The organism is Streptomyces sp. NPDC006510 (genome assembly GCF_040611955.1).
Classification (GTDB): Bacteria; Actinomycetota; Actinomycetes; order Streptomycetales; family Streptomycetaceae; genus Streptomyces.
Genome location: NZ_JBEXPH010000267.1, coordinates 1 through 9,181, shown reverse-complemented (window position 1 = coordinate 9,181; position 9,181 = coordinate 1). Strand labels below are relative to the sequence as shown.

At 70.1% G+C, this 9,181-nt stretch carries 8 protein-coding genes; 1 reads left to right on the top strand and 7 read right to left on the bottom strand.

Annotated features, from left to right (window positions below; translation table 11 throughout):
- Positions 1-475: 475 nt before the first annotated feature.
- Positions 476-1,483 carry a stage II sporulation protein M gene (locus ABZY11_RS40175; protein WP_356483906.1) on the bottom strand — a complete coding sequence of 336 codons (1,008 nt, stop codon included), beginning with the start codon at positions 1,481-1,483 and terminating at the stop codon, positions 476-478.
- A gap of 120 nt (positions 1,484-1,603) precedes the next feature.
- Between ABZY11_RS40175 and ABZY11_RS40170 the strand changes: the two genes are divergently transcribed.
- Positions 1,604-2,587, top strand: a complete 984-nt coding sequence (locus tag ABZY11_RS40170; protein WP_356483905.1) for an RDD family protein — start codon at positions 1,604-1,606, stop codon at positions 2,585-2,587.
- Here ABZY11_RS40170 and ABZY11_RS40165 read toward each other — a convergent pair.
- The 6 genes from ABZY11_RS40165 to ABZY11_RS40140 form a co-directional block, all read right to left on the bottom strand.
- Positions 2,584-3,195, bottom strand: coding sequence for a hypothetical protein (locus tag ABZY11_RS40165; RefSeq protein ID WP_356483904.1), 612 nt, complete (start codon positions 3,193-3,195; stop codon positions 2,584-2,586). The genes ABZY11_RS40170 and ABZY11_RS40165 overlap by 4 nt on opposite strands.
- Before the next feature lie 165 nt (positions 3,196-3,360).
- A complete protein-coding gene (gene ahcY / locus ABZY11_RS40160; protein ID WP_356483903.1) occupies positions 3,361-4,818 on the bottom strand; it encodes an adenosylhomocysteinase in 1,458 nt (485 codons plus the stop codon).
- Between the two features lie 368 nt (positions 4,819-5,186).
- Positions 5,187-6,209 carry a cation diffusion facilitator family transporter gene (locus ABZY11_RS40155; RefSeq protein WP_356483902.1) on the bottom strand — a complete coding sequence of 341 codons (1,023 nt, stop codon included), beginning with the start codon at positions 6,207-6,209 and terminating at the stop codon, positions 5,187-5,189.
- An 87-nt stretch (positions 6,210-6,296) separates the two neighbouring features.
- Positions 6,297-7,478, bottom strand: a complete 1,182-nt coding sequence (gene manA / locus ABZY11_RS40150) for a mannose-6-phosphate isomerase, class I (RefSeq protein ID WP_356483901.1) — start codon at positions 7,476-7,478, stop codon at positions 6,297-6,299.
- Between the two features lie 202 nt (positions 7,479-7,680).
- Positions 7,681-8,817 (bottom strand): SIS domain-containing protein, encoded by a 1,137-nt coding sequence (locus ABZY11_RS40145; RefSeq protein WP_356483900.1) that lies wholly within the window; start codon positions 8,815-8,817, stop codon positions 7,681-7,683.
- A gap of 76 nt (positions 8,818-8,893) precedes the next feature.
- Positions 8,894-9,076: a Trm112 family protein gene (locus ABZY11_RS40140; RefSeq protein WP_356483899.1), complete on the bottom strand. Its 183-nt coding sequence runs from the start codon at positions 9,074-9,076 to the stop codon at positions 8,894-8,896.
- Positions 9,077-9,181: the final 105 nt, after the last annotated feature.

The window sequence follows — 9,181 nt, the reverse complement described above, 5'->3', positions numbered from 1 at the left end:
CTTCCTTTGTACTCACCCTCTCGGGCTTTCCTCCGGGCTTTTCCCTTCGGTCTTGCGTTTCCGACTCTATCAGACTCTTTCGTGTCCGATTTCCCTGTCGAAGCGGGTCCTGCACCGCCTTCCAGTTCTTCGCTTTCGCGTTTCCCTTTCCAGCGGTTCCAACCTTACCAGACTCTTTTTCGTTCCGTTTCCGGTTCGAATTTGAATTCCGGTGACCGTTGGAGTGGTCTTTGCCTTTCGGCTGATTCGACTTTACCAGAAACATTCGGCCGAAAAATCGGCTTCGTGATTCGAAGTAAGGGAATCGATGGCTCTGCGGAAATTCCATTTCCGGTGAGAGCGAAGTAGAGACTAGCCGTTGGGCCCGGACCTGTCCAGTCCGAGGCAACCCGTAAAATCTACCTCCCCACGTCGGCCATGTCAAGGGCCTTTGGGGCGAGGAGGAGACTAGCAGGTCAGCGGGGTCGTGCGCACATCAGGCGGCTACCGGGAGCTCGGCGCTGCGTTCCGCGGCGTCGACGTCGCCGCCGTCCCCTGCTCGCGCTGCTCGGCCGCCCAGGATGTAGACGTAGGCGAGGAAGGCCAGCTCGGCCGTGATGCCGATGGTGATGCGCCCCCAGGTCGGAAGGCCGGAAGGGGTGACGAAGCCTTCGATGACGCCGGAGACGAACAGGACCAGCGCGAGGCCGATGGCCATGCCAAGCGCGGCCCGGCCCTGCTGGGCGAGGGCCGAGCGCCGGCTCTGCGGGCCCGGGTCGATGACCGTCCAGCCGAGGCGCAGACCCGTACCCGCGGCGACGAAGACGGCGGTGAGTTCGAGCAGGCCGTGCGGGAGGATCAGACCCAGGAAGGTGTCGAGCCGGCCCGCTGAGGACATCAGGCCGATGCCGACCGCGAGGTTGAGCACGTTGACGAACAGGATCCAGATCACCGGGATGCAGAGGAATGCTCCCAGCACCAGGCACATGGCTGCGGCCTGGGCATTGTTCGTCCAGACCTGGGCGGCGAACGAGGCGGCCGGGTGGCTGGAGTAATAGGTCTCGTACTCCCCGCCCGGGCTGGTCAGGCGGCGGAGGTCGTCCGGAGCCGCGATGGCCGACTGGACTTCCGGATGCGTACCGATCCACCAACCGATGACTGCCGCGAGCAAGGTGGAGAGAACCGCGGTGGGTATCCACCAGTGCCTGGACCGGTAGACAGCGGCGGGGAAGCCGGCGGTGAGAAAGCGTGTGGCGTCGCGCCAGGAGGCTCGGCGGGTGCCGGTGACCGTGGCTCGGGCGCGGGCCACGAGCTGGGTGAGGCGCGCCGTGAGCATCGGGTCCGGGGTGCTGGACTGGAGGAGCGAGAGATGGGTGGCCGTGCGCTGGTAGAGCTCGACGAGTTCGTCGGCTTCCGCGCCGGTGAGCCGGCGTCCGCGGTGCAGGAGATGGTCCAGGCGGTCCCACTCTGTGCGGTGGGCGGTCACGAAGACATCGAGATCCATGATCGGCTGCTGCTCCAGGCATGGGTGCGTACGGGTTCGTACTACGGCGGCGCGCTGCGGGTCAGCTTGGCAGACTGAGGTCCCGAGGGGCAGGGATGATCGGCGAAGGATGGGGCGGCGATGAGTGAATTCGTGACCGGGGACGCGGTTGTGCTGGCGCTGCGGCCGGCGAAACTGCCGAGTCGGGCACTGGCGCTGGCCATCGATCTTGCCGTGGTGGGTGCGGCGTTCGTCCTGGTGTCGATCGGGCTGGCCTTCGCGACGGCTGCGCTGGATGAAGCGGCGCTCGCGGCGGTATCCGTGGCGGCCTTCCTGCTGGTGCTGGTGGGCGGGCCGATCGCGGTGGAGACGCTCAGCCACGGGCGTTCGCTGGGGAAGCTGGCGTGCGGGCTGCGGGTGGTCCGGGACGACGGGGGGCCGATCCGGTTTCGACATGCGCTGGTGCGGGGGGCCATGGGGGTCGTCGAGATTCTGATGACGTTCGGGGTCGTCGCGTGTATCGCCTCGCTGGTGTCGGCGCGGGGGCGGCGCCTCGGGGATGTGTTCGCGGGGACGCTCGTCGTACGCGAGCGGGTGCCGGCGGGACGGGCTGCTGCCGTGCCGCCTCCGCCGCCGTGGTTGGTCGGGCGGTTCGCGGGGCTGGACCTGTCGGCGGTGCCGGACTCGCTGTGGCTGGCCGTACGGCAGTACCTGACCCGTATGCACCAGCTCGACGCGCAGGTGGGCTGGTCGATGGCGGAGCGGCTGGCCGGGGAGTTGGCGGAGCGGACCGGAGTCCCGCTGCCGGAGGGTGTGCCGGCCGGGGCGTATCTGGCGGCGGTGGTGAACGAGCGGCAGGCGCGGGATGCCCGGCGGGTGTTCGTCTCCGCTCAGGACGGGGCCGCGCGCGGTGGGTCCGAGGGGCAGGCGGGCCGGTCGGTGAGTGGGGCTGCCGTGGGTGAGGCTCCGGTGAGTGGGGCTCCGGCAGGTGAGGCCGGCGGTTGGGCGCCGGCCGGGGCCGTGCCTTCCGCGGGGATTGCCGGGGCGGGTGCGCCCGCGCCGCCCGCGGGGGTGGAGGACGGTCGGGTGCCGCCCGCGGCCACGGGGTTCGCGCCGCCCGCCTAGAACGGCGAGGGCGGGGACTCCAGGTCTTCGAGCTCGATGCCCGGGGCCGAGAGGACCACGTCGCCGGCGATGTGGACGGTGTGCTGCTCGCCGGTGTCCAGTGCGCTGACCTGGTATTCGTCCACGGTCAGGGGGCCGTTGTCAGTGGCGTGCGCTTCACTGTTCACCAGGGCCCAGGACTGGTCGACAGTGCGGGGGGCGAGGACCGGGTCCGTGAAGGCGACCAGGCGGACGCGGGTCGCGGGGGAATCGGGGGTGAGGCGCAGCAGTCGTGCGGTCGCGATGAGGAATGCGGGGGATGTGCCGGTGAAGGCGTGGGCGCGGACATTGCCTTCGGTGGCATGAGTGCCGGTCGGATCGGTACGGACCCAGGTGACGCCTTCGAGGGCGGCGCCGCGGACCTGCCAGCTCGCGGCATGGAGTTCGAGGCGGATGGGTCGGCCGAGTTCGTCGAGGGTGAGGTCGACGGAGCCGAGGTGGTCGCCGGAAGGGGCGGTGGTCCGGGAAACGTAGCGCCAGCCGGAGGGGCCGGGGGCGCATTGGAAGTGTTCTTCGCCGAGGGGGGTGTGATCGTGAAGATCGTGGAGCGAATATCGGCCGCGGGGCATGGGGTCCTTCGGGGTTCCTCGGGCTGAGCGGGCACGGTACGGGGCAGGCCCCCGACACGGGGGTGCGGGGGCCTGCACTCGTAGCTGGCTGCTGAAGCTGTTCCGTCTGTCAGAGGCCGGTCGTCACTGACCGGTGGTGACGTGCGCGGTCGCTGACGGGCGGGATCAGTAGCGGTAGTGGTCGGGCTTGTACGGGCCGTCGACCTCGACACCGATGTACGCGGCCTGCTCGGGGCGGAGCGTCGTGAGCTTCACGCCGAGCGCGTCGAGGTGAAGGCGGGCGACCTTCTCGTCCAGGTGCTTGGGCAGCACGTAGACATCGGTCGGGTACTCCTCGGGCTTGGTGAACAGCTCGATCTGGGCCAGGGTCTGGTCCGCGAACGAGTTGGACATGACGAACGAGGGGTGGCCGGTGGCGTTGCCCAGGTTCAGCAGGCGGCCCTCGGACAGCACGATGAGGACCTTGCCGTCGGGGAACGTCCAGGTGTGGACCTGCGGCTTGACCTCGTCCTTGACGATGCCGTCGATCTGCGCCAGGCCGGCCATGTCGATCTCGTTGTCGAAGTGGCCGATGTTCCCGACGATGGCCTGGTGCTTCATCTTGGCCATGTCGGCGGCCATGATGATGTCCTTGTTGCCCGTCGTGGTGACGAAGATGTCGGCCTGGCCGACGACGTCGTCGAGGGTGGCGACCTGGTAGCCGTCCATCGCCGCCTGCAGGGCGCAGATCGGGTCGATCTCCGTGACGATCACCCGGGCGCCCTGGCCGCGCAGGGACTCCGCGCAACCCTTGCCCACGTCGCCGTAGCCGCAGACGACGGCGGTCTTGCCACCGATCAGCACGTCCGTGGCGCGGTTGATGCCGTCGATCAACGAGTGACGGCAGCCGTACTTGTTGTCGAACTTGGACTTGGTGACGGCGTCGTTGACGTTGATCGCCGGGAAGAGAAGGGTGCCATCGCGGTGCATCTCGTACAACCGGTGCACACCGGTCGTGGTCTCTTCGGTGACACCGCGGATCTCGGACGCCAGCTGGGTCCACTTCTGCGGGGACTCGCCGAGGGTGCGGTTCAGCAGGGTGAGGATGTGGCCGTACTCCTCGCTGTCCGCGGTCGACGGGTCCGGGGCGGCGCCGGCCTTCTCGAACTCGACGCCCTTGTGGACGAGGAGGGTGGCGTCACCACCGTCGTCGAGGATCATGTTCGGGCCGCCGGTGGGGGTGTTCGGCCAGGTCAGGGCCTGCTCCGTGCACCACCAGTACTCCTCCAGCGTCTCGCCCTTCCAGGCGAAGACCGGGACGCCCGCCGGGGCTTCCGGGGTGCCGTTCGGGCCGACGGCGATGGCCGCGGCGGCGTGGTCCTGGGTGGAGAAGATGTTGCAGGAGGCCCAGCGGACCTCGGCGCCGAGGGCGACCAGGGTCTCGATCAGCACGGCCGTCTGCACGGTCATGTGCAGCGAACCGGTGATACGGGCGCCGGCCAGCGGCTGCGCTGCGGCGTACTCCTTGCGGATCGACATCAGGCCGGGCATCTCGTGCTCGGCGAGGGTGATCTCCTTGCGACCGAACGCCGCGAGGGAGAGGTCGGCGACCTTGAAGTCCTGGCGATTGGCGACCGTCGTCATAACGGGCTGCTCCTCGTAATGGGGTCGAGGTGGGGCACGGATGGCTCTGCGGCGGCGGGCACACGAATGCCCGGGCGCTCGCAGCGCAGTCCGTCGGAGGCCCTCTCTCCCTCGGCCGGTCCGCGCATACGGACCGATCGACCGCCATCAGCAGCGACGTCTGACACTGCCGTCGAATCTACACCGATCGGCCCAGTCGCTCCCAGTCCGCCCCGGGCCGGGAAGCGGCCGGGAGTGCGTACCGGGAGTGGACGGGAGGGTCGATCGAGAGGAATCGGAAGGGAGCCGGAAGGGCCTATCAAGAGGGGGCGGGAGGGGGCGGTAAGGCGTATGGGCAGGTGGGATGGAGGGTGGTGCGGTGGGGGTGGTCAGTGGCCGGATTCCGTCGGAGTGTCCGGGGTGCCGTTTCCGAGACCCTCGGGGGTGCTGCCGGGGGCTCCGCCCGGGGCCTTGCCGGGGTTGGTGCCGGCTGCGGCGGCGGCCTCGCTGTAGATGTCCGGTTCCAGATAGATGACCCGGGCGATCGGAACCGCCGCGCGGATCCGGCTCTCGGCGGCATTGATGGCGTTGGCGACCTCGGTGGCCGTGTTGTCGTGCTGCACCGCGATCTTGGCGGCGACGAGCAGTTCCTCCGGGCCGAGGTGGAGCGTACGCATGTGAATGACCTTGGTGACCGTGTCGCCGTCGACGACCGCGGCCTTGATCTTCTCGACCTGGTCGGCGCCGGCGGCCTCGCCGAGCAGGAGGGACTTCGTCTCAGCGGCCAGCACGATCGCGATGATGATCAGCAGCATGCCGATGCAGAGGGTTCCGATGCCGTCCCAGACGCCGTTGCCGGTCGCGAGGGCCAGGCCGACACCCGCGAGGGCGAGCACCAGACCGACCAGCGCGCCGAGGTCCTCCAGCAGGACCACGGGGAGTTCAGGCGCCTTCGCCCGGCGGACGAACTCCTTCCAGGAGAGCGATCCGCGGGTCTGGTTGGACTCCTTGATGGCCGTACGGAAGGAGAAGCTCTCGGCGATGATCGCGAAGACGAGCACACCGACCGGCCAGTACCAGGCCTCGATCTCGTGCGGATGCTTGATCTTCTCGTAGCCCTCGTACACCGCGAACATGCCACCGACCGAGAAGAGCACGATGGAGACGAGGAATGCGTAGATGTAGCGCTCGCGGCCGTAGCCGAAGGGGTGCTGGGGGGTGGCCTCGCGCTGGGCCTTCTTGCCGCCGAGCAGCAGCAGCCCCTGGTTGCCCGAGTCGGCGACCGAGTGGACGCTCTCCGCGAGCATCGACGACGAGCCACTGAACAGGAACGCCACGAATTTGGCCACTGCGATCGCGAGGTTGGCGCCGAGTGCCGCCACGATCGCCTTGGTTCCGCCTGACGCACTCATGGGTGCCTGGTGTCCCTTCTTCGGTGCTGCGGCCCTGGCGCCGCGGTACGGCCGGACATTGTTGCAGTCGCTGATGCGGACGGTACGTCAGGCCACCACTGTGGCGCGGAACAGAGTTCCCGTACCGGACACTTCGACCTTTTCGCCGGAGGGTACGAACACGGAGGCGCCGGGTGCGAGACCGAGCTCGCCCGCCTTCGGGGCTCCCCCGGTGCAGAGCAGGATCTGCGGGGTGTCCCTGGTCAGGTCGACGGGGGCGGCGCCGGGCGAGAGGTCGAAGCGCGAGAGCCGGAATTCGTCCACGGGCGTCTCGTACAGTTCCTCGCCGGACAGCGAGGCCTCGGGGCGCAGAATGCCGGGCTCGGTCGCCTCGAAGCGGACGATGCGCAGCAGTTCGGGTACGTCGATGTGCTTGGGCGTGAGTCCGCAGCGCAGCACGTTGTCCGAGTTGGCCATGATCTCGACGCCGAGGCCGTCGAGGTAGGCGTGCGGGACACCCGCGCCGAGGAACAGGGCTTCGCCGGGCTGGAGTTCCACGTAGTTCAGCAGCATCGCCGCGATGACACCGGGGTCGCCTGGGAAGTGATGGGCGATCCGGGCGTACGGGGCGTGGGCGCCGCCGAGGCGTTCGGCGGCGGCTGCGGCCAGGTTCACCGTTTCGGCCATTTCCGCGGGATCGGCGCCGAGGATCGCGGTGAGGACCTCACGCAGGGCGGCCTCTTCCGGGTGGGCGCCGAGCAGGTCGACGTACGGCTTGAGGGAGTCGACGCCGAGTGCCGCGATCACCTCGGCCGCCTCGGTGGGCCGGCGGAAACCGCACAGGCCTGCGAAGGGGGTGAGCGCGCAGATCAGCTCGGGCTTGTGGTTGGCGTCCTTGTACGTGCGGTGGGGCGCGTCTATCGGGACGGAGCGGCGTTCCTCGTCCTCGTAACCCTGCTTGGCCTGCGCGAGGTCGGGGTGGACCTGGAGGGAGAGCGGGGCGCCGGCGGCGAGCAGTTTGAGGAGGAAGGGGAGGCGGGGGCCGAACTTCTCGACGGTGGCCCGGCCCAGTTCGCGCTCGGGGTCGGCGGCGATGACATCGGTGAGGGCCTGTACGGAGCCGGCCTCTCCGGTGCCGGTCATGCGGGTGAGGAGCGAGGGGGCGCCGGGGTGGGCACCCATCCACATCTCGGCCTGGGGTTCGCCGGTGGGGGCGATACCGAGCAGTTCGGGGATGGCGGTGGTGGAGCCCCAGGCGTAAGGGCGCACGGTGTTGGAGAGCCGGTCCATGGTGTTCGTCCTTGTGAGATGCGTGGATCTGGGGGTGCTGCGCTGTGCTCTGGTGGTGTGTTCTGGTGCAGTGCCTCTGATGCTGTGTTCTGGTTTGGGGCTCTGGTTTGGTGAGGGTGCGCCGGAGTGCGGTTCTGTGGTGAGGGTGCGCCGGAGTGCGGTTCTGTGGTGAGGGGGCTCTTGGTCGGGTGGCTCGTCGGGGTCAGGCGCCGGCTGCCGAGGCGAGTGCCAAGTAGACGGCGGCGAAGTCGGTGACCGCGAGCAGTTCGGCGAGGGCTTCCAGCTCGGTGCCCTCGTCCGGTTCGAGCTCGCTGATCGCCGTGTCGTGGCCGAGGGCCAGTTCGCGGGCGGCGGGGGCCGCGCTCAGGCCGCCGGCCGGACGGTCGCGGAGCAGTACGACGCGGGCGTGCAGCGGTTCGGGCTCGTCGACCCGGTCGCGGAAGAAGTCGTCGGGGTCGGCCCCCGCGGCGAAAGTCCCCGCCAGCATCGCCCCGTGGGCGGGCAGCGCCTCGGGCAGCTCGGCGGCGAGGGCCGGGCGGCCGGACAGCTCGGCCAGGACGGCGGCGAATCTGCGGCCGACCGGGGCGGCGGCGGCGCCCTCCGTCCAGATGAGGGGCAGGCTGTCGGCGAGTTCGGCCGCGAGGGTCTTGGCCGGGTTGCTGTACGTGGCGATGGCCGGACCGCAGCGTTCCGCGGTGCGGTCCAGACGGTCGGCGACGCTCTGCAGTGCCTCGGCGGGCGCGGTGACCAGGCCGACCCGGTCCAGCAGCGCGAGCAGCGGGGTGAACAGGGCCCAGAGCGTGCCGGGGCCTGCGGCCGATGTCTCGGCGTCGTACTCGCCGTGCGGGGCGGAGGCCATCGGTACGACGAGTCCGTGCGCCCCGTCGATCGCCTCGCGCAGCGGTGACTGGCGGGGGGTGACGGCGACGACGGAGCAGCCTCGGCGGTGCGCCTGTTCGGCGAGGAGGGCGAGGCCCGGTTCGGAGCCGTCGGCCGTGACGATCAGCAGCAGGTCCACGGAGCCGGCCCAGCCGGGCAGCGTCCAGCGCATCGCGCCTGCGGCAGGGGCGACCCCGGTGGGGTGGATGCGGGTGACGGGCGCGGAGGCGCCTGCCAGGGCGGTGATCAGGTCGGCGACGCCGGTCGCGGCGGTGCCGGAGCCCGCGACGAGTACGGCGCGGGGGCGGCCCTCCGGGTTCAGTTCGGCGATCCCCGCCTCGGCGGCATGCCGGGCGGCGGTACGGACCCGGGCCCCGGCCTCGGCGGCGCCGCGGAGCAGGTCGCGGCGGTCGGCTCGGGCCAGGGCTTCCGGGGCGTCGAGCAGCGACTCGTCGAGCATGGGGACGGTCCTCCGATCACGTGCTGATCACCGTGCGGGGTACGGGCGGTGGGCGCCCTCGGGGGCCCTGGCGCCGTTACGCGGGGCGGCGGGCCTCGTCGACGAGGAGGACGGGGATGCCGTCCCGTACCGGGTAGGCCAGGGCGCAGTCCTTGCCGGTGCAGACCAGTTCGGGGCTGTCGGCTGCCGACCGGTCGTCGAGCGGGGAGTGGCAGGCCGGGCAGGCGAGGATCTCCAGGAGTCCGGCTTCGAGCGGCATGGGGTGTCCCTTCGGGCTACGGATCGGGCGACGTCAGCCTACCGCCGGGGGGAGGGGGGTGCGGGGCGGGCCCATGTGGTCTGGTCGACCGCCATTGCCGTACTG

Bases quoted from the DNA above. Each gene is read 5' to 3' on its own strand.
- ABZY11_RS40175 (WP_356483906.1), bottom strand. From the start codon at position 1,483: ATGGATCTCGATGTCTTCGTGACCGCCCACCGCACAGAGTGGGACCGC.
- ABZY11_RS40170 (WP_356483905.1), top strand. From the start codon at position 1,604: ATGAGTGAATTCGTGACCGGGGACGCGGTTGTGCTGGCGCTGCGGCCG.
- ABZY11_RS40165 (WP_356483904.1), bottom strand. From the start codon at position 3,195: ATGCCCCGCGGCCGATATTCGCTCCACGATCTTCACGATCACACCCCC.
- ahcY (WP_356483903.1), bottom strand. From the start codon at position 4,818: ATGACGACGGTCGCCAATCGCCAGGACTTCAAGGTCGCCGACCTCTCC.
- ABZY11_RS40155 (WP_356483902.1), bottom strand. From the start codon at position 6,209: ATGAGTGCGTCAGGCGGAACCAAGGCGATCGTGGCGGCACTCGGCGCC.
- manA (WP_356483901.1), bottom strand. From the start codon at position 7,478: ATGGACCGGCTCTCCAACACCGTGCGCCCTTACGCCTGGGGCTCCACC.
- ABZY11_RS40145 (WP_356483900.1), bottom strand. From the start codon at position 8,817: ATGCTCGACGAGTCGCTGCTCGACGCCCCGGAAGCCCTGGCCCGAGCC.
- ABZY11_RS40140 (WP_356483899.1), bottom strand. From the start codon at position 9,076: ATGCCGCTCGAAGCCGGACTCCTGGAGATCCTCGCCTGCCCGGCCTGC.